The organism is Gynuella sp. (genome assembly GCF_050297175.1).
GTDB lineage: Bacteria > Pseudomonadota > Gammaproteobacteria > Pseudomonadales > Natronospirillaceae > Gynuella.
Map to the genome: position 1 here is coordinate 158,427 of NZ_JBNKSF010000039.1, position 22,980 is coordinate 181,406.

A 22,980-nucleotide genomic window follows, 5' to 3' on the forward strand; every position below is an offset into this window, starting at 1 on the left:
CTCTCCCATGACTCAAAAACTGCTTACCAACGCTCTGGAGAGTAAGCTCACTCCAGAATCTGTCATTGTAAACGGTGAGCGGATCAGAACCGGCACGCCTGCCTATTGGCGTGCCACCCTGGCCTTGTGCCTGGGATCATTCATGATTTTTTCCAACCTCTATGTCACTCAGCCATTGCTGCCGATGCTGGCCAGTAATTTTCATATTTCCGCATTGAGCGCGAACTGGAGTTTTACCATTGCCACACTGACTTTGGGTCTGTCGTTGCTCTTTTATGGTCCACTGTCAGATGTCTTTGGTCGACGTGGCATCATGGTGGTGACCATGGCAGGCGCCATTCTGACCACACTGTTGATCTCCCAGGTACACAGTTATGAGTGGCTGCTGATCCTGCGGGCCTTACAAGGCCTGTGCCTTGGTGGTCTGCCGGCTATCGCAGTCGCGTACATGGGGGACGAGTTTGACAGCCACGCACTGATCACCGCCGTCGGCTTTTACATCGGTGCCAACAGCCTTGGAGGTATCAGCGGGCGTCTGATCGGTGGTTTTGCCGGTGAACATCTGGGCTGGTCAAGTACGTTCATGGTCATTGCTCTGCTCAGCCTGGTCATCTGGGCCGGGTTTATCTATCTGCTACCGGCATCCAGTCATTTCCAGGCCCGGCCATTTCATCCCCGACAAATGTTTGCCAATTTGCTGGAGCATCTGCGTAACCCGCTGTTACTACCCGCGTACCTGATTGGTGGTTTCAACTTTTTTGTATTCATCAATCAATACAGTTACCTGACTTTTGTACTCGAAAAAGCCCCCTACTCGCTCAGTACTCAAGTGCTGGGAATGCTGTTTTTGACGTACCTGACTGGCACATTCGGCTCCACGCTGGCCGGTCGCGCCAGCAGGTACCTGGCACAGCCGTTGTGTATGGCGCTGGGGATTGTGGTTCTGATGACAGGTAGCCTGATTACCTTGATACCGTCACTGCCGATGATCATCGTCGGCCTGCTAATCAACAGTCTTGGTTTCTTTTTTGCTCATGCCACGGCCAGCAGCTGGGTCAGCCGCAATGCTCATCATGCCAGGGCCAGTGCCAGTTCGCTCTATCTGGTATTTTATTATCTGGGAGCCAGCACCGGCGGGATTTATCTGCACCCTTTCTGGCGCTGGCAGGGATGGGGCGGGGTCATCGTCGGCTCGCTGTTGATATTGGCCGGCACGCTGAGTACCGCCCTGCTACTCTATCATCGCAGCCGAAGGACATCGGCTGCCAGCTAAAGCGCTTTATCAGCGCTTGACGGAATAAGGATCTTTGGCAATCAGATAAGCCAGCAGTTCCAAATAATTGTCCTGTTTCTGCAGCCATTCACGAGTATCTTTAATTTTCTGATACACCTCTGGACCGAATTTATCCTCATAGCGGGCGGACAGAATTTCGGCAGTGCGCTCGCTTTGAATACGGCGCTGCCATGGTTCGGTGAAAATACTGTTCAGCTGATGGGCCAGGCCTTCAGACTTCAGCAGCTCCCATTCACCTTTATCCATCCAGATGCCGGAAATATCAGAACTAAGGTCCAGCCGATGGTCATTGGAACCGCTGATTCGATACTTCAGCATCATATTACCGGTCACCGGGCACAGCAGTACCTGCCGGGAGTCCATGATTTCATATTCGATATTCGCAGCCAGAGGCTGAGGAGGAGTTCTCTGCAACCAGTACAGATAATCTTCCAGCATTAGCCAGTTACCACCGCAACTATCACAGGTACGTGCCAAAAACAGATCTTCCAGATAACCGCTGACAAGATTCCCATTTTTGCAAGCCGGGCATTTCATAGGCTTTCCTTAAAACATTCAGATGGAGGCTATGCATTCTACTGAATTAACCACCATTACTAAAACGGGTTTTCTTCACAAAGTTGGGCTATATTTCCACTCATGCTCGATAAACACTTTATTCATATCAGTCTGTTATTTACCTTTGCCGTGGTCATGCTCTCGGCCTGCGCCGGTTATACCAGTCTCGACAGTCAGCCTTATCAGGCACAAAACTCCGAAACCTATAGCCGCAGTGACTTCGAAACTATCTATCAACACTGGAAAGGTACACCACACCGGCTGGGTGGGCTCGACAAAAGTGGTATCGATTGTTCTGGATTGGTCTATCGAGCCTATCAGGCCCTGGGGGTTCGGGTGGCACGGACTACCGCGACACAGATACAACACTCTTACAGCATCCGGCAGTCTGCGCTTCGGCCGGGGGACCTGGTATTCTTCAAATTTCCCGGCAAGAAATACCGTCACGTGGGTATCTACCTCGACAATGGCGATTTCATGCATGCGTCCACCAGCAAGGGAGTGATCATTTCCAATCTCAGCGGCTTCTGGAAACAGCATTTCTGGATGGCACGACGGCTGGAGAATAATGGCTAAAACAGAAACAGTTCAGGCGCTCGAAAAGCGACCTGAACCGTCAGATCAGATAATCAGTAGTATTTGAGCTTCGTTGATTTGCCCCAGAATACCCGATAAGAGTAGGCGGTATAAGCCAGAATCAACGGCAATACGATGGCCACTCCCACTCCGATAAACCGTAGAGAAGCTTCGGCACTGGCAGCTTCCGCCGCACTCATCCTGCCGGGTACCACATCCGGATAAAAACTGTAGGCCAGACCGAAAAAGCTCAGCAAAAACAACGCCGCCACGCCAACAAACGGAAACCAGCAGCCCATATCATTCTTCAGCGGTACGTGTTTGAGATATTGATCCACTGCCACCACCAGGGCGATGCAGATGAGCGGAATCGGCACCAGCAGAATAGCACCGGGAAAGCTAAACCAACGTTCGGCAACGGTGCTGCTGACCAGCGGATTGACGATACTGATGGCAGCGATCCCCACCGCTGCGAGCCTTCCAGACCAGCGTGCCCAGTGAGCAGCACGGCGTTGCAGCTCGCCTTCTGTTTTCATCACCAGCCAGGCCCCGCCAATATAAGCATAGGCAGCGGTAACACAGACGGCACTGAGGGCAGCAAATGCTTCAGCAGCGAGACTATTTTCAAAACCAAGCACGTAACGACCAATCATGTATCCCTGCGTCAATGATGCTATCAATGAACCGGCTTTGAAGGCTCTGTCCCATAAGGTCCGGTGACCGGTAACCGCCTTGGCGCGAAAATCAAACGACACACCACGCACGATCAAACCCATCATTAGAATCGTCGTTGGCAGATACAGTTCATGCAGCACCAGGCTGTAAGCATGAGGAAACGCAATCAACAGGATGCCAATTGCGAGCACTAACCAGGTCTCATTGGCATCCCAGAACGGACCGATACTCGCAATCATCTGATCACGATGCTCAACCTCATCCATCGGCAACAACACTCCGATACCAAGATCATAACCATCGAGCACCGCATATATCAGAACGGCGAGCCCCATCAAAAACAAAAACACTTCCACTATCCAGCTTGTTGTCATCATGCTCTATGCTCCGCAGTTGTCATCGTATGCTCCTGATTCTGTAATTCCGATAGACTGAACTCCTCTACCTCGGTCGATTTGCGGGCCATATAAAAAATGGTTTGCAGATAAGCCGCCAGCAATAATCCATACAATGCCAGGTACATGGCCAGAGACAGGCCGACGTTCTGCTGCGGTACCGTTGTTACCGCTTCAGCTGTTTTCAATACCCCGGATACCAGCCACGGTTGTCGGCCGATTTCGGTCACATACCAACCGGCCAGTGTCGCCACCCACCCGGAAAATGTCATTAATACCTGAACTCTGAGCATCCAGACCGGCATTTCCCGATCCTTTCGTAACAACCAGGTGGCAGCCCAACTGACCAGCAGCATTAACATGCCAATCCCCACCATGATTCTGAAACCGAAAAACATAGGTTTGACCGGTGGATGAGCACCTTCAAATTCGTTCAGGCCTTTGATTTCTCCCTGAGCATCATGAGTCAGAATCAAACTCGCCAGACTGGGAATCTCAATGGCGTATTTGTTGGTTCTGGTCGTCTCGTCAGGCCAGGCAAACAACACCAGCGGCGCACTTTTTTCGGTCTGCCAAACCCCTTCAATCGCAGCAATTTTCTGGGGCTGATGTTCAATGGTATTCAACCCATGCATATCCCCCACCATGACCTGTATGGGTATCAATATTGCCGCCACCGCCATCGCCGATTTAAGGCTTTTTCGGGGAGCCAGCTTGGAGTCTTTTTTCAACAAGCGATATGCCGAGATACCGGCAATCAGGAATGCCGCCGTCAACCCTGACGCCAGCAACATGTGCATCAGGCGATACGGAAAAGAGGCATTAAAAATAATTTTCCACCAGTCCACCGGATACACCACACCATCGATAACTTCATAACCATCGGGTGTCTGCATCCAACTGTTCAGGGATAGAATCCAGAACGCCGACAGAGTTGTACCAACCGCCATGATAAAGCTTGCCAGCGTATGTACCCAGTTAGGCACCCGGTCCATGCCAAACAGCATCACACCCAGAAAGGTCGCTTCCAGAAAAAACGCGGTGATGACTTCATATCCCAGCAAAGGGCCGGCAATATTGCCCACTCTTTCCATAAAACCGGGCCAGTTGGTACCAAACTGAAAACTCATGGTGATACCGCTGACCACCCCCAGAGCAAATGTCAGGGCAAAAATCTTCACCCAAAAACGATAGATCCGCATCCACACCGGATGCCCCGACAGATCGTGTCGCACCTTGAAATAGAACAAAAACCAGCACATGGCAATGGTGATGGTCGGGAACAGGATGTGAAAACTAATATTCGCGGCAAACTGAATGCGCGACAGTATGAGAGTATCCATAACTCCTCCGTTACGATTTTAAAAAAACTATATCCCCCCACACCTTGGACCAGCCGCTATCTGATCAGGCTGCCAGCATCATGCCTGGCAACATTGTGTATCGGGGAAACCGGGACATCCTGTGCTCTGACGGCACAGCGACAACCTCAATCAAACTTGTGATTAACCTAGGACATTTCATTGCCAGGTTAGCGGTGATACAGAAAGCATCACCATCAACCTGTTGTCCTGACCAGGTTACGAATTGGAAGGTTTCTTTTTCGGCAGCATCCGATCACCCAGCTCCAGGACCTTTCCGACACCAGCGCCCAGTTTCATCAACGCCCGCAAATGCTCGGGTTTCATATTCTGTACATCGTCGAACCAATGATTGAACAACTCCAGCAGATCATGAATCTCACCCATTCTCTGCTGTTCGTAAGACATTTCCGACGACTCTTCGACATCCATCAACTGACTGCGCAGCATCGACAGCGTCGGATCAACTTCGCGTTTTTTGCGCTCCGCCATCACCTGTTGCGCCAGTTGCCAGATCGAACCGTTGGCAACGTAGTAATCTTTGCGATCCCCCGGCTCCCGATGCGTGCGAATCAGCTGCCAGCTATTCAGTTCTTTGGTTGCCATGCTGACGTTACCGCGGGAAATATTCAGCGCCTCAGCAATTTCATCCGCACTCAACGGCTTTTCGCTCATGACGATCAACGCCAGCATCTGTCCGACCGTGCGGTTAAATCCCCAGCGACTGCCCATCTCGCCAAAATGCAGTACAAACGTCTGAAGTTCGGGTGTCAGTTTCATGCATATACTCTGAATGGTTATTTCCATGATATTTGTCATGGAATTTCTGAATTTTCAATAATTTCTGAAAGTTTAAAAAGTTGGCACCAAAATGCAAGCAAATAATTGTCGCCAGCCAATAAATTAAATCCCTTTAAATTGTGTGGTTTTCAATCAAATAAGAGATGAATTCAGCAGATGGCTATGTTGTACTGCTGCGAAAACAGAAAGGACAATGTCTATGAAAGACTTGGACAGCCACAAAAAGATAGCGGTTCTGATCGATGCTGATAATGCACAATTAAGTAAAATCGGCGCAATTCTGAGCGAGTTGTCCGCACATGGGCATATTGTCATCAAACGGGCTTATGGAGATTGGTCCAGTGAATATCTGAAAAACTGGAAGCAAACTCTCAATGAACTGGCCATCCAGCCCAAGCAGCAGTTTGCCTATACCACTGGGAAAAATGCCACCGATGTCTCCATGATCATCGATGCCATGGATCTACTCTACTCGGATAAGTTTGATGCATTTGCACTGGTTTCCAGTGACAGTGACTTCACCAGTCTGGCCTCCCGACTGCGGGAGTCTGAGATTTTTGTCTTTGGTGTCGGCGAAAAGAAAACTCCGGTCTCGTTTCGGAATGCCTGCGATGATTTTATCTTTACCGAAAATCTGGAGACTGAAAATTCCACTCCCACTCCGGAAAAACCCCCGAAATCCGGCACCACAGTCTCTCCCAAAACCACCCCGAACCACGAATTGCTACCGCTGTTAAAAAAAGCCTGGGAGCTGTATCAGGATGACGACGGCTGGGCTAACGTCTCTCCCGCCGGCAGCATGATTAAACGATCCAAACCAGATTTTGACCCCAGAACTTACGGCGCCTCAAAACTCACCGATATCATTATCGGCCTCAAAAACATCTTCGAGGTCAAAAAAAGCAAGGGCAAAGGCACTACCAACATCATTCTGTATCGCCTGAAGAAACGCTAACCCCAGCCTTACCTGCCCCCATACGAATATTCAACACACCCGCGGCAATCAGTGAACCCAGAACGATCAATGCACAGGCAGCAATCAAGGCATCGGACATGTATGCCTCCCCAGCCATAATCAGCAATATCGTGGAAATCAGCGGGGCAGCGTAGGAAGCAATGCCCAGCAGCTGGATATTGCCGTGTTTGACACCGTAATCCCAGGTAAAGAATGCAATGCCCACCGGTCCAATCCCGAGTGCCACCACCCCAAGCCATGATCGCGCATTTGCGGGCCAGACCGTCGGTTCGAGCAGCCAGTGACACGCTAGTGCCAGCAGTGCCGTCACCAGACAATACCAGCCGACAGCATCGGTCGGCACCGATTTCAATCGCCGAGACAGTATCGAATAACCGGACCAGATCAATGCACAGGCCAGCGCTGCCATATATCCGGCAGCGTAAGCAGGTTGCAGCCCTTCATCCGGGTCACTTAACAACAGCCAACCACCCAGTGCCGCCAAAACCACACCCAGCAAGTGACGTTTTAACAGTTTTTCCGAGGGCAGCAACGCCGAAAGCAACACGATCAATACCGGCCACAGATAGGCCAGCAAACCCGCATGGGCGGCTGGTGCATGATTCATAGCAAAGAAATAACACAAGTGATAACCGAATAACCCACCCACGCCGACCAACCATGCCTGCCAGGGCTGGCGCATATAAAGTACACCGGTATGACCGAGACAGAACCAACGAATCTGCATCAACAGATAGGCCAGCCCAAATGTCATCGCCACCAGCTGCAACGGTGGAATCAGGCCATCAGTCAACCGGGTCAACAGCGCCAGCGTGCCCCATAAAAAAACAGAAAACAGACCGATTAGTGTTGCCTGAGGTGTGTGCATGATAAATACCCGCAATGAATTTTTGGGTATTTTAGGAATATTACCGACAGCCGGCTTTGCCGTTATGGTGCTTCTGTTTGTCGTTTCGGCGATAACCGGAAGGTGCTGGGGGATTGCCCGTATAACTGCCGAAACCGGTCACTGAAGGCGGACAGGTTTTGGTACCCACACTGATCAGCAATCTGCTGCACAGTCAACCGGGTATCGGTCAACAGCTGACTCGCCCGCAGCATTCGTTGCTGCTGTATGTACTGCCCCGGCGACATCCCGACATGGCGGATAAACAGCTGATGCAACTGCCGCACACTCAGATGCGCAACTGCTGCCACTTGATTGAGTGTCAACTCTGCCGCCAGATTGGCCTGCACATAATGGAGAGCCGCATTCAGGCGACGGTCCCCAGGCAACGATTCAGGACCGGCCCGTATCAGCAGCTGCAGTAATAACGACACCATACTGTAGCCAACAACCGGACTCAGGGAGGGCATCGACAACTGCTGATATATGAACGGTATGTACTGCTTCAACGCCGCATCGGTGGCAACAAATGGCGGCAGCTGTTCGCAGATCCGGGATTCATTGTGAGGCAAATCGATGACGATAAACAGATTCTCCTCTCCCGCCGAAAAACCGTGATCCACTCCAGAACGAATTACCGCCATCCGGGATTGGTCCACCTGCCCGGCAATGTTTCCAATCTGTAATTCCAGAACTCCCTGCAGCGGTAATACCAGCTGCGCAAAATCATGACGGTGCAAGGTATTGATGGCTGAATAACTGCGTAAAGTCATCGCGCTGGTCATGGTTGCTCAGGTCTCTGTAAATCGTCGTTTTAAAGGTCTTCCAACACTTCCGCAAGCCGGTTCAGACCAAAATCATCAGCCAGTCCAAAACGGATTTTCTGCCACTCCGGAAATATCCGCACCAGGACGGCATGTTGCCCACAATGTTGATAAAGCCGCCGGGCCTGTTCCGGATCCGTCAGTGTCAGGGTGACAAACAAGGCGGTGGTACTCAATTGCGCTTCGGCAAAGTGCTGACTCAACAGGTTGGTGAGTTTTTCACTGCTGTACTTAATCTGTTGCTGGGCATGTTGCTGCCAGACAGTGTCCTGCAATGCCAGCACTCCAACATATCGGGCCGGATGACTGATGGCCCAGGGACCCAATCGCTGTTGTAGTTGCTGTTGCAACAGCGGAGCACAGCAGATAAATCCGAGACGAATACCCGCCAACCCGAAAAACTTCCCCAGCGAGCGCAAGACGATCAGGTTATCCGGCATCGTGCCGGACAATAATGAATACTTGGGAGAAGGATCCATGAACGCTTCGTCTACCAGCAGGTAACCGGATAATTGCTGTAATTTCATCGCCAGCCCAAGTAACTGATCAGGTTGATAACGATAGCCGGTAGGGTTGTTTGGGTTGACAGCAATAACGATATCATCGGGGGCCAGTTGATGTTGATCCGGCAACTCATCGTAAGTTTCCAGCTGATGACCATTCAGACGCCAGTGAAAGGCATGCTCGGCATAACCATAATGGGGGATCCAGACCCGTGTCGGTGCGAACAGCATCGGCAGTGTTTGAATAGCCCATTGACTGCCAGGTACCGCCAACATTGGCTGGCCATAGAATCTGGCGGCAGCCTGCTCCAGCGCACCATCATTTTCCGGCAAACGTTGCCAGACCTCCGCCGGCAAATTCGGCACCGGCCAGCCCTCCGGGTTCACCCCGGTCGATAAATCCAACCACTGCTCCGCAGCGATTCCAAATTCGTTTGCGGCCTGTTGCAGGCGGCCACCGTGAAAAGGTGCTGTTACTAAAGACACCATAAAACTCCCGAACAGAACAAATAAATTAAAAAGATGGGACGTCAATCAATCCAGCCATTGCAGCAATGGCAAAGATCGTCATTCATCATTTGCGGCATAGCCACCCATCAAAAAACATCTGACTTCGATGCTTTTAAAAAACAAATCTACAATAGAGTAGAAAAAATATCCCAAACAAAAACAAAGATTATTGAAGTTCTTCAGCGCAAACAAATACCCAAGCGGAATCCGGCATTATCAAAGCATAGTCAGAATAGCAGCAACAGCCCAAACACCACTGCGACAAAGATCAGCAATGCCCGATCCAGCAGCTGGATGGCATTTATAATCTGCCGTTCATCGGCTGGCTGAGTACCGCCATACCAGGGCTTCTCCACTGTTAGGCCATGATAGATGGCCGGGCCGCCAAGACAGACATCCAAAGCACCGGCCCCGGCGCTCATCACCGGTCCACCGTTCGGGCTCGATAATAACCGGGCATACCTGCGCCAGCTGGCAAACCCCGCATGGGCATTGCCGGCCAGACAGTAGCAGACAGCACACAAGCGTGCAGGAATGTAGTTCAGCACATCATCGATACGGGCGCTGAACCAGCCGAAGTATCGATAACGGTCATTTTTATAGCCCCACATGGCATCAAGGGTATTGGCCAGCCGATAGATCACCACACCAGGCGCCCCAGCCAGCAGAAACCAGAAAATGGCAGCAAAGATACTGTCGCTGCCATTCTCCAATACCGATTCCACGGTCGCCCGGGCGCAGCCAGTCTTATCCAGATGAGCACATTCGCGACTGACGATCATACTGGTCTGATACCTGACCTGAGTCAGATCACCTGTCCTGATGGCATCAACCACCCGACGGCCATGTTGACATAAACTCTTACGGCCGATGGCGAGGTATAACAGCAGGATATCTATGACCATACCGAGTCTGTCAACCAGAACAAAGGCAATCAGAGCAAAGGGCAATACTGTTACCAACCAGGCCAGGATACCGTTCAGTCTGGCACGCAGTGGCGATATCCCCAATGCATCGAACCTGGCTTCTACCCAAGTGACCCAGCGACCAAACCCAACCAGAGGATGAAAACGTCGAGGTTCACCAAGTAGCTGGTCGATCACCAGGGCAATCACAATGGTCAGACTCACGGGATAGGCTCAAGCGCTAATGGGTTCAGAATGGGAACGGGATGTTAACACGTATCAACAAAAATGCGCGGCGGCGACAGAACGATAAACCGCCCGGACTGAGTCCGGGCGTGCCAGTGATCAGTCTTTTTTTCGACCGAACAGTCTGGCAATGACGCCACCGACCAGGGCAATACCCACAATGATGAACTTTTTAAACACCAGCAACAACGCACCCAGCTTGGCAAACAGCCCCATTTTGGCAGCCACACCACCGGCTACCAGCGCCGCCAGTCCATACTCAGCAACATGATCAACGCTGCTGTCGAAATCTTCATAACGATTGCCCTGGGTAAAATTGGTTACCGCCAGCAAATCCGGCATTTCGTGTTTAATGCTATCGATCTGATCCATAGTGGCCACGGCATTGAGTACCAGCACACCTTTACGTCCAAGGACACGAATGTTGTAGTTCAGGGAGTTCACATCAGCACCACTGGTGACATACTCCTTGGCCCAGTAAAACTTGTGAGTCTGCTGGTCATAACGCGGAGATTCCGCCCAGCCGATCAGGGTCATGGAACCATAGCCCGCTTCTTCACGTTGTTTGCTGGCTTCACGACTCTCCGCCATCATGTTTTTGAGCAGCTCATCGTAATCAATATCATCAGCATCCTCGTCACTGACGTAGCCATCCTCCATGTAGGTGATCACCACGCCCCAGCCTTCATAGTCAAGCGGACTGACATTGGCGGGGATGATCATGCCCAGGGTTTTATTGCCAGGCGGGTTCCCCCAGCCGTCTACCAGTAATCGTTCAGTGTTATCCGGATCTATGTACAAAAACTGATCAGATAAATTCATGGTGGCGATGTTGCCGGGCAGTGTGATCTTGCCGGAAATTCCGTGCAGGGAGGCAACAAATTCCTCCGCCGTCATTAAGTCCGTAGCATCTGCAGCGATACTGTCCGCCGCAACCGTCTCTTCAGAAAGACCGGGTTCAACCAGAGTACCTTCCGGAGCCTCCACCAAGGTGTCCTCAGCAAAGCTGTTAAATGCCAGTAATGACGCCACCAATAACAAAAATTTATTCATATGAGTGTCCTTAAGAAAAAAGAACCCGGATAACCAAGCAGTCCTTCGGGTCACTGGATGAGTAGGCTGCTGATGCCCGTTACCCAAGTCATGACGCCTGGGTTAACAAACACCCAACGACCCGTTGGGGCGAGTTCAGAGACAGGGGCGAACAGCACCATCCACCCTTGAACGATATAGCACCACAATAAAAGTGGATTTATACGGTTTCAGTTGCCTGGACGCAAATGAATATTCGCGCCTTACTCACAGTTATCAGGCAATTTATCCAACGCGACGAGGTGCTGCAAAAAACGATGCATCGCCATCAGGGCTTCTGCCAGATCAGGCTCGGTAATGGCTTCTGCAGGATGATGAGAAATACCTTTTTCGCAGCGCATGAACAGCATCGCCATCGGGCAAATCTGTGCCATGACCATGGCATCATGACCAGCACCACTGGGCAGTCGATGCGCCGCTTCACCGATGGCATCTGCAAGCAGATCCGTCATTTGCGGATCGCACTTCACCGCTGCCGCAGAATGGATCTGGGTCCAGGTAACTTCCAGACCACGCCGCTGACAGAGTACGTGTGCCGCGCCTTTGATATCTGCCAGAGCCTGATCACGTAACTGATCATTCTCACTGCGTATATCCAGGCTGAATTCAACCCGTCCGGGAATAACATTCACCGCCCCCGGCGCCGCAGTGATCTTGCCAACAGTCGCGACAATACCGGTATCACAGGCAATGCTTTCTATCGCCTGCATCAATTCTGCTGCTCCCATCAACGCATCCTGACGCAGATCCATCGGGACCGTACCGGCATGGCCGGCCATACCACGCAATTCGATATTAAAACGGCGGGCTCCGGCAATAGCAGTCACGACACCAAGCGGCAGATCCAGGCCTTCCAGAACCGGTCCCTGCTCAATATGAAATTCGAAATACCCAAGCAATTGCCGGGCATCCACTGCGGCCTGTGGAATCGCATCAAAACTGGAACCGAATTGTTCCAACGCCTGTGGCAGGGTCAGTTTGCCATCGCTGAGTTCACGCCATTGTTCCGGCCAGGAACCGGTCAAAGCCCGGCTCCCCAGCAGCGTAGTACCAAACCGCACACCTTCTTCGTCTCCAAATCCAACGATGTCGAGATGAAACGGCAGCGCAATCTGATGCTGCTGCAACCAGGCCGCCAAAGTCAAAGGAGCCAGGACACCGACGATACCATCATACTTGCCAGCATTGGGGACAGTGTCGAGATGGGAGCCAATGATGAATGTTCTGGCATCACGGTGACTGCTGGCAAACCGGCCCCACTGATTACCAGCCGCATCCTGCCAGCAGCTCAGCCCCGCCTGCTGCATCCAATGTTGTACCTGATCATTGGCGCGACGATGTTCCGGGGTCAGGTAACGACGGTCGACGATTCCCGCTGTCTGACTGATCTCAGCCAGGATATCGCAACGCTGAAGTACCTGTGCAGCGAGTTCCAGCGCAGTGGCTTTATTCAGTTCCGGCCAATCAGCCACGCTCATACACCTCAAAAGCCGCCTGCACACCACCACCGGCGGGTGCCTGATAACCGGCACGACGCAACACCTGTTCAAGCGCAGACAGAGTGGTTAATACTGCATCTTTACGGGCGTTATAACCCATCGTGCCAATACGCCATATTTTGCCGTGCAAAGGCCCAAAACTGGTGCCGATTTCAATATTGAAATCCAACAGCATGGACTGTCTGACCTGCTCGCCGTTAACTCCCTCAGGAATGTAAACCCCCACGACATTGTTCATTTTGTGTTTGAGATCACCGAACACCTGAAGACCAAGACCCTGTACTCCCTGCAACATCGCACGGCCATGCAGTTCATGCCGCGACACGCAGTTTTCAACACCTTCTTCGACCACCAGCCGGGCACATTCACGGGCCCCGTACAGCATGGTGGTGGCTTCGGTATGATGGTTCAGACGTTCTTCTCCCCAGTAATCCAGCAACATGGGGACATCGAAATAATTGGAAAGAATACGCGGCCGTTCACCGGCCTGATGTTGCGCAGTACGAATACCGGCTTCCACATGTTGGCGCTTGCGCACCTCGGCAACATAGCGATCACTCAGGGTAATCGGTGCCGAACCGCTCGGGCCACCCAGACATTTTTGCAACCCGACAGACACCGCATCCAGATGCCAGTCATCTACCAACAGCGTATTGCCGACCACGGAAGCCGTCGCATCACAATAAAACAGTACTTCATGACGGCGACAGATCTCACCGATTTCCTGCAGTGGCTGCAGCATTGTTGTAGAAGTATCCCCCTGCACGGTGGCAAAGACTTTGGGACGGATTGTCCGAATCGCCTGTTCCACCTGTTCAGGCTCGACGATCCGCCCCCATTCCACGTCAATGGTGTGAATCTCGGCCTGGGCACGTTCACAGATTTCCCTGAGCAGATGACCAAAACGACCAAACACCGGAATCAGGACTTTGTCGCCCGGTTCCAGAATTGACACCAGCACGGCTTCGATACCAGCCCTGGCAGTCCCATCCACAAGCAGGGTCCACTGATTTTGGGTATTGAATACCTGCCGGTAAAGGGCCATGGTTTCATTCATATAACCAGTCATCACCGGGTCATACTGCCCGATCAACTGATTTGACATGGCCTGCAACACGCGAGGATCGGCATTGATCGGACCAGGACCCATCAGTAAACGTGGAGGCGGATTGATAATTTGACTGGACATATTGATCCCCTATAACACCAGTTGCAGCAACATACGAACACCCGTCACCATAAGCGCGACGGCAAACACTCTCTTTAACTTTTTCTGATCCAGTTTCTGCGCCAGAGCGGCCCCCAACGGCGCAAATAATACCGTCAGCGGAACAATGCAGACGAATGCCACCAGATTGACCAGACCATAGGTGAACTTCGGTGCGTCCACTGGGGTATTGGCTGCCACCAGCAACGTTAATGCTCCCGGCAGTGAAATCATCAGCCCCACCGCCGCAGCGGTTCCGACTGCCCGATGAGCCGGATAATTACAGGCCGTGAGAGTCGGCACCGTGAGCGTGCCACCTCCGATGCCCACCATGGTCGAAAAGAAACCGATACAGCTTCCCATAATGCCCTGCCCCACACGCCCCGGCAGTTCATTCTTTAACGGTTTGGCTCCGGCCCGGAACAACATATTCAGAGCCGATAAGGTAGCAATAATGCCGAACAGTGCGGTCAGATAAGTGCCATCCACCCGAGTCACCATAAGGCTACCAGCCATGACACCGATGAATACGAACACCACCCAGTACTTCAGCAGCGCAAAATCCACATTGCCCTTGCGCGTGTGGGCACGAATGGAACTGATAGAAGTGGGGATAATGGTCGCCAACGACGTGGCGGTGGCAATGATCTGAGCAGAGTCAGCGCTGACACCAAAGCCCTGAAACAGAAAAAACAGCACCGGGACAATGACGATACCACCGCCGACCCCGAGCAGGCCAGCCAGCAGACCGGCAAAAACACCGGTTACCACCAGGGCAAGAAGTTGAGGTAAGAATTCCAAGATTTACGGCTCCGATTAATAATTTGGGCAGTGTCGGGTTGATCGGTTTCACCTGTCTGCACTGCCGACAGCAGGTAGGGTAACTCAACGAATCAGGGCAGCCCCATCGCTTCTTGGGTCTGTGGCAGCCTCAACCGCGCCACTGCTGGCGTTGAACACCACCGCACCGGCATGTCCCATCAGTTCATTCTGATCCGCCACAATCTGCAACTGATGACCTTTGGCCAGCAACGCATCGGCAATGTCATCCGCCAGGCTTTGCTCCAGTTTCAAATCATGATTCTGTTCGCCCCAGGAACGACCCAGCAGCCATCTGGGCAGGGCAATGGCATCTGCCAGTCCCAGTCGTTCGAAGACATAACGATTAAACAATGCCGCCTGAGTCTGGGGCTGCCCCTCACCCCCCATAGTGCCATAGGCCATTCTGCGACCATCGTCCAGCTCCGCGTATGCAGGATTAAGGGTATGAAATGGACGGCAGCCCGGTTGCAATACATTGTGGTGCTGAGGATCCAGGGAGAAGGAAATCCCGCGGTTATTCCAGTGCACTCCGGTTTCCGGTAGCACTACTCCACTGCCAAACTCCCAGTAAATGCTTTGAATATAACTGACCATACGTCCCTGTTGGTCCAGCGCGCCCATCCAAATGGTATCGCCGGTGGCACTGGGCCTCGGCCAGGAAAGGGCCTGGTTGGGATCAACATTCCTGGCCAATCGCTCCAGGGTCTGTTCATGCAGCAGTTCGTGATAAGCCTGGCTCAGACGTGAGCGATCCGTTACCAACTGGTCACGCTGTATAAATGCCTGCTTGGTACATTCCACTAACAGATGCACTTGTTCGGCTTCGCTCATACCCGTGCGACGCACCCGATCATACAGGGCCAGTATCAGCATGGAGGCAATGCCCTGAGTCGGCGCCGGGAAGTTAAACAGTGTGCCCTGGCTGAATCTAACGGACAGAGGGTCCACCCATTGCGCCTGATACTGTTCAAAATCGCTGCGGCTAATGAATGAGCCTGCATCGCCTAACTGCTGGCTGAGAGAACGGCTGATATCGCCGTGATAAAAATCCTGCAATCCCGCCCGGGCCAGATGATCAAAGGTATCCGCCAGCGTCACATTGCTCAGGTTTTCGTTCACGGCAGGCATACGACCATCCGGACAATAAAGCGACTGATAGGCACTGAAGTCCTGAAACTCTGTTGCCACCTTGGCACACGCATTTACCAGACTCTGAGTGACCCGAATACCCTGCCGGGCAGCATCAATCGCAGCTTCCAACAACGCTGACAAAGGTAGTGGTCGTTGCCAGCTGGCAGACAATTGCAATGCCTGATGCCAGCCGTCGATAGCACCGGCCATAGTGATGCAGCTGCGGCCGCCACGACTGGGAATCCCACCCGCCTGCGTATAAGCGTTCAAATCGGCGGCCTGGGCCGCAGTGCCACAGGCATCCAGCGCCCGGGGTAATTTCCCTGGCTCACTGATGACCCAGAAACCATCACCACCGATGCTGTTCATGTGTGGATAGACCGTCGCAATCATGGCCGCTGCCGCGACCATTGCCTCAACGGCGCTACCGCCCTGTCGAAGAATGGCCATCCCCGCTTCAGATGCCTGAGAATGAGGAGCAGTAAAGGCAATACTCATCAGTAAGTTCTCCGATTAATGGTTTTGGTTGTCGGTAAACTGTTGAGCCAGTTGTAATAAGGTTGTGTCCTGTCCACCCCGGGCCAGCAGCGAAAAACCGTAACGACCGCCATTTGCCAAGGTCAATGCCGGAATATGCAGTTGCGGCCAGCCACACAAACCGGCCGGTGCCGTCAATCCCATGACTTTGATTCGATAGGCGGCCATGTCATCTGCCGGCAGAGTCAGTAATGGTGATAATCCAGGTGCTGTCGGCCACAACATTACGCCTTCTTCCGGCAGCCAGTGTTGCATATCTGTCCGGATCTGCGTCAGTTGCTGTTCAGCCTGCTGTTCCTGTTGTTCGGTCAGCTGCGAAGCCCAAACAAACCGTTCATGGATATCCGCGCTGAACCGAGGCTGGCAACGAGTAATCCATTCACCATGCTGGCGCCATATCGCACGCCCCTGCAAGGTGCGGAACACGCTGCTGCACTCTGCCAGCCAGGACCAATCGGGCCCTTCAATCACGGAATATTGCCAGGTCTTTGGCAGACAACGCTGAATAGCACCGGCATATTCGAGCCCATCCCACAATTGTTTTGGCCACAACCACTGAGGCTCGGACTGAACCGTTTGGGATGGCAGCAGACAATGCCCGACGGCTGCCAGCGTATGCGCATCACGACACAGCCAGCCGACGGTATCAAAACGCGGTGCCAGAGCAACCAGATCAGCAGTGGAAATCAGACCATGGGACGGCCGTAATCCATATAAACCGTTATAGCTCGCTGGTATGCGGATGGAACCACCGGTATCAGTACCGAGACCGATATCGATTTGCCCACTGGCCGCCAGCGTAGCACTGCCACTGCTGGAACCGCCTGGCAAGCGATCAGGGGTCGCGGGATTAACCGGGGTACCATAATGTCCATTGACCCCATTGAGGCTGTAGGCCAACTCGTCGGTCAGGGTTTTGCCGATAAATCTGGCACCCGCACGCATCAGGGCATCCACCACTGGGCTGGTTTGTTCCGGAATCTCATGGCTGCTCAGCCAGTCCGGATTACCGGCCGACGTTGGCAGTCCCTGAATGTGAAACAAGTCTTTGACCCCCAGGGTTAATCCGGTCAACGGACCCTCACCGGGCAGCAGATAATCAGGTTGGTAATGTAGGAAATCGGGTTTCATAGTCACGTAACGTTTGTTTCCTTTTCTTGAGTATTATAGAAACATTTGTTTCTTGCAACTGTTTTTCCGGCTTTGGCAAAGAAACGTTTTGGATAGCCGCTGTTGCAAATATCCCTCAAAGATCCAGTTCATCCAGCTCTTCATAAAGGGTCTTAATCTGCTGTATGCGTTTCAGAGATCCGGCCCGCTCTGCAACGGTATTCACCAGTCGGGAGATCAGGCTGAATACCACACTGTAATTGTCCATCGGTTGCTGTGCACCGAGCGGGCAGATCACCGTAGTACCCACCCATTGCCCATAACCACTGCCAGTCGGATCGGTCAACAATACCAGTTGCTGTTGACCCAACTGCCGGTTCAACCCCTGGATCAATGGCTTGAATGATTTGATGCGGCGGCGAAACCCCATGAGAATCACCAGATCGCGAGCACCGATATCCACCATGTCTTCAGCCAATGTCTGACCAGCTGCCGGCAGCAGCGAGACTCTGGAACGCAGTTGCACCAGTTGCTGACGTAAATGACGGGCGGCCGGGTAGCCGTTACGAAATCCCAGAATATAGATGTTCTCGGCAGCCAACACGGCATCCGCCAGCGCACTTTCCTGACGATCAAAATCCTTATGAGCCTGAACCAGATTCTGCCACTCCTCCTGCAATGCCTCAGGCGGGGTGATGGAAGTCAATTGTACCGGCACACCTGACTCCCGGCTGGATCGCAATTCCAACCGGGCAGCCATGTGATCGTCATATCCCAGGGAACGAAAAAAACGACTGACGGTCGCCTTGGAGACACTAGCCATGGTCGCAATTTCAGCCACCGAGTGACTCACCACAATTTGCTGATTCTGCTCCAACAATACGGCAATTTTCCGCTCCGAAGGCGATAACCCCTGCCAGCTGTTTTCTATCCGTCGTTGTAAAGACATAAGCGACCTCTTGAAACATTCGTTTCAGTATCATGGCAGTTTATGAACCGGCAGGCAAAATCTGTCTGTGCTTCAAGCCTCCGAAGTCCGGTGTTAAGCTCACTGATTCCTGACAACTGAGTATCACTCCATGGCCGACCCGCACATTAAAGAACATCTCGACCGCTGGGATATCATGACAGTGATTCTTTATCGCAGTGGCCTGACCCTTGCCCCACTGGCACTGCTGATGATGGTGGTATCTGCGGACTACGCGGTGTTCAGCCAGTGGCTGCTCATGGGGGCAATAACCTTGTGCTGTTTTTCCCTGCACATTTACGACAAAAACATTCGTTTGATCGTTCAGGGGTGTGGATGGCTGGCGGTGCTACTGACCCTGGCCACGGCCTATGGATCACTAAAGGTGTTTGAGTTGCTGGGTGTCGGTGCCGCCTATCTGGTACTCGGGGCCCTCTGCTTTAAAGAAAGTTTCTGTTTTAAGATCCCCTTCCTGCGTCTGATGCCGGCAGTGTTTGCCGTTGACTGGCTATTGCGGGTCAGCGGCTGGTCAGACGGTTACCGGTTATTGTTGCTGGTGACTGCCATTGCCCTGATTATTATGGCCATCGCCAAATGGCGCATGCCATTACATTTTGACATCGGTGACAAGCGCAACTATCAGTTGTGATACCACGGCGGCCAGAACCGCCGTATCTGACTAAATATAATTAGATGGTGCCGTCCCAACTGTTGCGGATTTTTCCTTCTTTGGCTTCTGCTTCTGAGAACCAGTGGCTGGTAACAGTCTTCAACTCCGTAAAAAACCGCACGCCATCAGTACCCATGGCGTGAAGATCTCCGAAAAACGAGTTCTTATGCCCGGTGAAGCCGAAAATCCCGAGGGGTACCGGAATCCCCACATTTACTCCCACCATGCCGCCATGAGTCCGCTTGCTGAACTCACGGGCATAATAACCGGACTGGGTATAGATCACGCTGCCATTGGCAAACTCATTGGCATTCATTAACTCGAGGCCTTCCTCAAAATCCTTGACCCGCTTAATACACAACACCGGACCAAAGACTTCTTTGTCACCAATGGACATCTCAGGTGTCACATGATCAAACAATGTCGGTCCGAGATAAAAACCATCCCGATAACCATCTACGGTGACATCGCGACCATCTACGACCAACCGGGCTCCTTCCGTCACTCCCCGATCAATCCACTGACGAACGAATTCACGATGATCCGAGTTGATGACCGGTCCAAGCTGACTGTTTTTATCCCAGGCCGGGCCAATTTTGATCGCCTTGATCATGCGTGTCAGAGTCGCCACGAGTTCATCGGCAACCGCTTCTTCAACCACCACTGCGGGCAATGCCATGCAGCGCTCACCAGCACAACCAAACGCCGAATTCATAATGCCGGCAGCGGTTCTTTCAATGGCAGCATCTTTTAAGACCAAAGCATGGTTTTTGGCTTCGGTCAGCGCCTGTACGCGTTTACCATGAGCAGCCGCGGTGGCATAAATATGCTTGCCAACACTCGTGGAGCCCACAAAGGAAACTCCTTTGATATCTGGATGGGTCATCAGCAATTCGGCTTCGTGGCGGGAGCAGGTCACCAGATTGATCACACCGGCGGGCAATCCGGCCTGTTCCCACAATTCCAGAATACGGATGGCACTTTGAGGTACATAGCTGGCCGCTTTCAGTACCAGCGTATTACCGGTTGCCACACACATCGGCGCCATCCATCCCATCGGAATCATAGCCGGGAAGTTCCAGGGAGCGATACCAGCGAATACCCCCATCGGTTCCATGAACTGGACCGTGTCGTAACCACTGGTGACGTTCATGATCGCCGGCCCTTTCATCAAATGCGGAACACCGCAGGCAAACTCGACGACTTCGATGACCTTTAACACATCTCCTTTGGCTTCGTCCCAGACCTTGCCGTTTTCTCTTGCAAGCAATTCAGTCAGCTCATCAAGATGTTGATCCAGTAGAGACTTCAATCGAAACAGTACCTGCACCCGCTTGTTCGGCGGGGTATTTGACCAGGCAGGGAATGCTGCCTTGGCGGCCGCAATAGCCAGTTCCACTTCAGCAGCCGTACACTTGGGAGCCAGTGCAATAACATCACCTGTGGAGGGGTTGTAGCAGTTCATAAACTCGCTGGTGTGGGATTCATGCCAGCCAGCCGCATAATATTTCAGTTTGCGCGGAACATCATGTGTCATAGCCATCTTACCTTCAGTGATTTTTAGAACAAATAGTCTAAATCAATAAAAAATAGAAAACTTGTTCTATTAAAAATCACACTGAATTATTGCTCGATTATTTGATGCATATCAGCCCACGAAAAAAAAGCAGTCGACAACTTTCCTGTCGCACTTTGTGCAGAATACCTAAATTGGTCTAGGCTCATAACTGGAGCCCAAATTATTTGGCTAGTAGCGACACATATTCAAACCTCCGGTGTGTGTGCGTAAAAACAAATACAGAGGAATAGGCAATGCGACAAAATTTGCCGGTCAAAGATCAGGAAATTGTTTTAGCAGATGGAGAAGAGCTGGTATCTGCCACCAATGTCAAAGGACAGATCAGTTTCTGCAACGATACCTTTTTAAAAATTTCTGGCTTCAATCGAGAAGAACTAATCGGCCAACCTCACAACATTGTTCGCCATCCAGACATGCCTCCCCTCGCTTTCAACATGCTATGGAATACGATAAAGACCGGCAAACCATGGATGGGACTGGTCAAAAATCGCTGCAAAGATGGCAGTTATTACTGGGTGGATGCCTACGTAACCCCCGTCCTGGATCAAGGGAAGGTTATCGGCTTCGAATCAGTCAGGTTCAAACCATCAGCAAGCTTGGTCTCCCGGGCGAACGAAGTCTATCGACGTATCAATGCCGGCAAAACCATGGCCTCCTGGTGGCAACGCTATAAAGCTCAGATAAAAACCACCTGCATTCTGGCTGCAGGGCTAGCTGTTCCACTCTCATGCATCTCTATCTTCCATGGAGAAATAAGTCTGGCTGCCTTTAGCTTCGATATTGCCGTCAGCCTGCTGGCCGCTGTTGCGACAAATTTTGGCTATCGCCTCCGACTGCGCAAACTGATTGCCTCCATGGGCAATATCGATCTGTTTGCCACTTACATGTATACCGGCCGCACTGATGAAATTGGTCAACTCAGATTCATGCATCTGGCCAATAAATCCCGCTTGCGAACCGCTCTTGGGCGCTTCGGAGCATCTGCTCATGACCTTTCCCATTTCTCAGACCTGACAGCCGAACAGGTCAGAGTGACTCAGCAAAGTATGTCCAAGCAGCGTGAAGAAACCGATATGCTTGCCACAGCCATTCACCAGATGGCACAGGCGATCAACGAAGCAGCACAGGCCGCCAGCCATACCTCCTCATCAACCCGCGATGCTAAAGATGAAGTCAGCAGTGGTGTAAGTGCACTGGGTCAGGGCAACCAGTCCATGCAGAAACTCTCCGATACCGTTCGTGTTCTCAGTGAGTCTTTGACCCAACTGACCGCCAACAGCCAGAGGATTTCAGAGGTAATTGAAGTTATCCGCAGTGTTGCTGAGCAAACCAACCTACTGGCTCTAAATGCCGCCATTGAAGCCGCTCGTGCCGGTGATCATGGCCGCGGTTTTGCGGTTGTAGCTGATGAAGTGCGCACCCTGGCACAGCGCACCCAGGAATCGACTGAACACATCGAAGGCATCATCACCAACCTGACACAAACATCCGATAGCGCATCTCAGGCCATGGAAGTGTGCCAGCAAATGACCGCAACCAGCGCTGACGAATTATGTCGGATATCCACGACTTTTGATGACATTCTGAAGTCGGTCAACGCAATTGAGGAAATGTCGATACAGATTGCCACAGCAACAGAAGAACAATCCAATACCGCCAACGAGATCATGAACAATACTGTAAATATCGTTAACATTTCCAACCAGGTTGAAGAAGAAGCCAACAAATCCGCTGATTTGGCCCTTCAGATCAGCGATCTTGCCAAGAAACAGTTTATGCTGGTTGAACGCTTTCACTCTTAACCAGCAGACGGCTTCAGACACAAAAAAGGCCTTCAATTGAAGGCCTTTTAGTAT

The 22,980-nt window shown here is 52.0% G+C and carries 21 protein-coding genes; 5 read left to right on the forward strand and 16 right to left on the reverse strand.

What is annotated here, in order from left to right:
* Positions 1-7 precede the first annotated feature (7 nt).
* A complete protein-coding gene (locus ACQY6I_RS16855) occupies positions 8-1,273 on the forward strand; it encodes an MFS transporter (protein WP_428242666.1) in 1,266 nt (421 codons plus the stop codon).
* 9 nt (positions 1,274-1,282) lie between these two features.
* On the opposite strand, the gene ACQY6I_RS16860 is transcribed toward ACQY6I_RS16855, so the two are convergent.
* Positions 1,283-1,831, reverse strand: a complete 549-nt coding sequence (locus ACQY6I_RS16860) for a zf-TFIIB domain-containing protein (protein ID WP_428242667.1) — start codon at positions 1,829-1,831, stop codon at positions 1,283-1,285.
* Positions 1,832-1,933: 102 nt separating this feature from the next.
* Between ACQY6I_RS16860 and ACQY6I_RS16865 the strand changes: the two genes are divergently transcribed.
* Complete coding sequence (locus tag ACQY6I_RS16865) at positions 1,934-2,428, forward strand: C40 family peptidase (RefSeq protein WP_428242668.1); 495 nt, start codon at positions 1,934-1,936, stop codon at positions 2,426-2,428.
* Positions 2,429-2,481: 53 nt separating this feature from the next.
* On the opposite strand, the gene ACQY6I_RS16870 is transcribed toward ACQY6I_RS16865, so the two are convergent.
* From ACQY6I_RS16870 to ACQY6I_RS16880, 3 genes are all read right to left on the reverse strand, one after another.
* On the reverse strand, positions 2,482-3,480 hold the full coding sequence (locus tag ACQY6I_RS16870) for a cytochrome d ubiquinol oxidase subunit II (RefSeq protein WP_428242669.1): 999 nt from the start codon (positions 3,478-3,480) through the stop codon (positions 2,482-2,484).
* Positions 3,477-4,841, reverse strand: coding sequence for a cytochrome ubiquinol oxidase subunit I (locus ACQY6I_RS16875; protein WP_428242670.1), 1,365 nt, complete (start codon positions 4,839-4,841; stop codon positions 3,477-3,479). The genes ACQY6I_RS16870 and ACQY6I_RS16875 overlap by 4 nt, the downstream gene beginning before the upstream one ends.
* A 237-nt stretch (positions 4,842-5,078) precedes the next feature.
* On the reverse strand, positions 5,079-5,639 hold the full coding sequence (locus ACQY6I_RS16880) for a GbsR/MarR family transcriptional regulator (RefSeq protein WP_428242671.1): 561 nt from the start codon (positions 5,637-5,639) through the stop codon (positions 5,079-5,081).
* Positions 5,640-5,859: 220 nt separating this feature from the next.
* Between ACQY6I_RS16880 and ACQY6I_RS16885 the strand changes: the two genes are divergently transcribed.
* On the forward strand, positions 5,860-6,615 hold the full coding sequence (locus ACQY6I_RS16885) for an NYN domain-containing protein (protein ID WP_428242672.1): 756 nt from the start codon (positions 5,860-5,862) through the stop codon (positions 6,613-6,615).
* On the opposite strand, the gene yddG is transcribed toward ACQY6I_RS16885, so the two are convergent.
* The 11 genes from yddG to ACQY6I_RS16940 all read right to left on the reverse strand — a co-directional run bounded on the left by yddG (position 6,587) and on the right by ACQY6I_RS16940 (position 18,857).
* Entirely contained in the window at positions 6,587-7,504 is a 918-nt protein-coding gene (gene yddG, locus ACQY6I_RS16890) for an aromatic amino acid exporter YddG (RefSeq protein WP_428242673.1), read from the reverse strand. The genes ACQY6I_RS16885 and yddG overlap by 29 nt on opposite strands.
* A 62-nt stretch (positions 7,505-7,566) precedes the next feature.
* Positions 7,567-8,307 (reverse strand): helix-turn-helix domain-containing protein, encoded by a 741-nt coding sequence (locus ACQY6I_RS16895; protein WP_428242674.1) that lies wholly within the window; start codon positions 8,305-8,307, stop codon positions 7,567-7,569.
* 29 nt (positions 8,308-8,336) lie between these two features.
* Entirely contained in the window at positions 8,337-9,338 is a 1,002-nt protein-coding gene (gene cobD / locus ACQY6I_RS16900; protein ID WP_428242675.1) for a threonine-phosphate decarboxylase CobD, read from the reverse strand.
* Positions 9,339-9,586: 248 nt separating this feature from the next.
* Positions 9,587-10,489 carry an adenosylcobinamide-phosphate synthase CbiB gene (gene cbiB / locus ACQY6I_RS16905; protein WP_428242676.1) on the reverse strand — a complete coding sequence of 301 codons (903 nt, stop codon included), beginning with the start codon at positions 10,487-10,489 and terminating at the stop codon, positions 9,587-9,589.
* A gap of 120 nt (positions 10,490-10,609) precedes the next feature.
* Positions 10,610-11,563: a DUF2167 domain-containing protein gene (locus ACQY6I_RS16910; RefSeq protein WP_428242677.1), complete on the reverse strand. Its 954-nt coding sequence runs from the start codon at positions 11,561-11,563 to the stop codon at positions 10,610-10,612.
* Between the two features lie 242 nt (positions 11,564-11,805).
* Positions 11,806-13,074: an allantoate amidohydrolase gene (locus ACQY6I_RS16915; protein ID WP_428242678.1), complete on the reverse strand. Its 1,269-nt coding sequence runs from the start codon at positions 13,072-13,074 to the stop codon at positions 11,806-11,808.
* The gene (locus ACQY6I_RS16920; protein ID WP_428242679.1) at positions 13,067-14,290 is read right to left on the reverse strand and encodes a pyridoxal-phosphate-dependent aminotransferase family protein; all 1,224 of its coding nucleotides are present in this window, start codon (positions 14,288-14,290) and stop codon (positions 13,067-13,069) included. Before ACQY6I_RS16920 ends, ACQY6I_RS16915 begins: the two co-directional genes overlap by 8 nt.
* 9 nt (positions 14,291-14,299) lie before the next feature.
* A complete protein-coding gene (locus tag ACQY6I_RS16925) occupies positions 14,300-15,109 on the reverse strand; it encodes a sulfite exporter TauE/SafE family protein (RefSeq protein ID WP_428242680.1) in 810 nt (269 codons plus the stop codon).
* Positions 15,110-15,193: 84 nt separating this feature from the next.
* Entirely contained in the window at positions 15,194-16,759 is a 1,566-nt protein-coding gene (locus ACQY6I_RS16930; protein ID WP_428242681.1) for a gamma-glutamyltransferase family protein, read from the reverse strand.
* 15 nt (positions 16,760-16,774) lie between these two features.
* Positions 16,775-17,929 carry an amidase gene (locus ACQY6I_RS16935; RefSeq protein ID WP_428242740.1) on the reverse strand — a complete coding sequence of 385 codons (1,155 nt, stop codon included), beginning with the start codon at positions 17,927-17,929 and terminating at the stop codon, positions 16,775-16,777.
* A 115-nt stretch (positions 17,930-18,044) separates the two neighbouring features.
* Positions 18,045-18,857, reverse strand: coding sequence for a MurR/RpiR family transcriptional regulator (locus tag ACQY6I_RS16940; RefSeq protein WP_428242682.1), 813 nt, complete (start codon positions 18,855-18,857; stop codon positions 18,045-18,047).
* 130 nt (positions 18,858-18,987) lie between these two features.
* On the opposite strand from ACQY6I_RS16940, the gene ACQY6I_RS16945 reads away from it, so the two are divergent.
* Positions 18,988-19,524: a DUF2301 domain-containing membrane protein gene (locus tag ACQY6I_RS16945; RefSeq protein WP_428242683.1), complete on the forward strand. Its 537-nt coding sequence runs from the start codon at positions 18,988-18,990 to the stop codon at positions 19,522-19,524.
* A gap of 40 nt (positions 19,525-19,564) precedes the next feature.
* On the opposite strand, the gene ACQY6I_RS16950 is transcribed toward ACQY6I_RS16945, so the two are convergent.
* Positions 19,565-21,082, reverse strand: coding sequence for a CoA-acylating methylmalonate-semialdehyde dehydrogenase (locus ACQY6I_RS16950; protein WP_428242684.1), 1,518 nt, complete (start codon positions 21,080-21,082; stop codon positions 19,565-19,567).
* A gap of 275 nt (positions 21,083-21,357) precedes the next feature.
* Here ACQY6I_RS16950 and ACQY6I_RS16955 point away from each other — a divergent pair, with 275 nt between their 5' ends.
* Positions 21,358-22,926 (forward strand): methyl-accepting chemotaxis protein, encoded by a 1,569-nt coding sequence (locus ACQY6I_RS16955; RefSeq protein ID WP_428242685.1) that lies wholly within the window; start codon positions 21,358-21,360, stop codon positions 22,924-22,926.
* Positions 22,927-22,980 lie beyond the last annotated feature (54 nt).

Coding starts and splice junctions, on each gene's coding strand:
- ACQY6I_RS16855 (WP_428242666.1), top strand. CDS start 8: ATGACTCAAAAACTGCTTACCAACGCTCTGGAGAGTAAGCTCACTCCA.
- ACQY6I_RS16860 (WP_428242667.1), bottom strand. CDS start 1,831: ATGAAATGCCCGGCTTGCAAAAATGGGAATCTTGTCAGCGGTTATCTG.
- ACQY6I_RS16865 (WP_428242668.1), top strand. CDS start 1,934: ATGCTCGATAAACACTTTATTCATATCAGTCTGTTATTTACCTTTGCC.
- ACQY6I_RS16870 (WP_428242669.1), bottom strand. CDS start 3,480: ATGATGACAACAAGCTGGATAGTGGAAGTGTTTTTGTTTTTGATGGGG.
- ACQY6I_RS16875 (WP_428242670.1), bottom strand. CDS start 4,841: ATGGATACTCTCATACTGTCGCGCATTCAGTTTGCCGCGAATATTAGT.
- ACQY6I_RS16880 (WP_428242671.1), bottom strand. CDS start 5,639: ATGAAACTGACACCCGAACTTCAGACGTTTGTACTGCATTTTGGCGAG.
- ACQY6I_RS16885 (WP_428242672.1), top strand. CDS start 5,860: ATGAAAGACTTGGACAGCCACAAAAAGATAGCGGTTCTGATCGATGCT.
- yddG (WP_428242673.1), bottom strand. CDS start 7,504: ATGCACACACCTCAGGCAACACTAATCGGTCTGTTTTCTGTTTTTTTA.
- ACQY6I_RS16895 (WP_428242674.1), bottom strand. CDS start 8,307: ATGACCAGCGCGATGACTTTACGCAGTTATTCAGCCATCAATACCTTG.
- cobD (WP_428242675.1), bottom strand. CDS start 9,338: ATGGTGTCTTTAGTAACAGCACCTTTTCACGGTGGCCGCCTGCAACAG.
- ACQY6I_RS16910 (WP_428242677.1), bottom strand. CDS start 11,563: ATGAATAAATTTTTGTTATTGGTGGCGTCATTACTGGCATTTAACAGC.
- ACQY6I_RS16920 (WP_428242679.1), bottom strand. CDS start 14,290: ATGTCCAGTCAAATTATCAATCCGCCTCCACGTTTACTGATGGGTCCT.
- ACQY6I_RS16930 (WP_428242681.1), bottom strand. CDS start 16,759: ATGAGTATTGCCTTTACTGCTCCTCATTCTCAGGCATCTGAAGCGGGG.
- ACQY6I_RS16935 (WP_428242740.1), bottom strand. CDS start 17,929: ATGAAACCCGATTTCCTACATTACCAACCTGATTATCTGCTGCCCGGT.
- ACQY6I_RS16940 (WP_428242682.1), bottom strand. CDS start 18,857: ATGTCTTTACAACGACGGATAGAAAACAGCTGGCAGGGGTTATCGCCT.
- ACQY6I_RS16945 (WP_428242683.1), top strand. CDS start 18,988: ATGGCCGACCCGCACATTAAAGAACATCTCGACCGCTGGGATATCATG.
- ACQY6I_RS16950 (WP_428242684.1), bottom strand. CDS start 21,082: ATGACACATGATGTTCCGCGCAAACTGAAATATTATGCGGCTGGCTGG.
- ACQY6I_RS16955 (WP_428242685.1), top strand. CDS start 21,358: ATGCGACAAAATTTGCCGGTCAAAGATCAGGAAATTGTTTTAGCAGAT.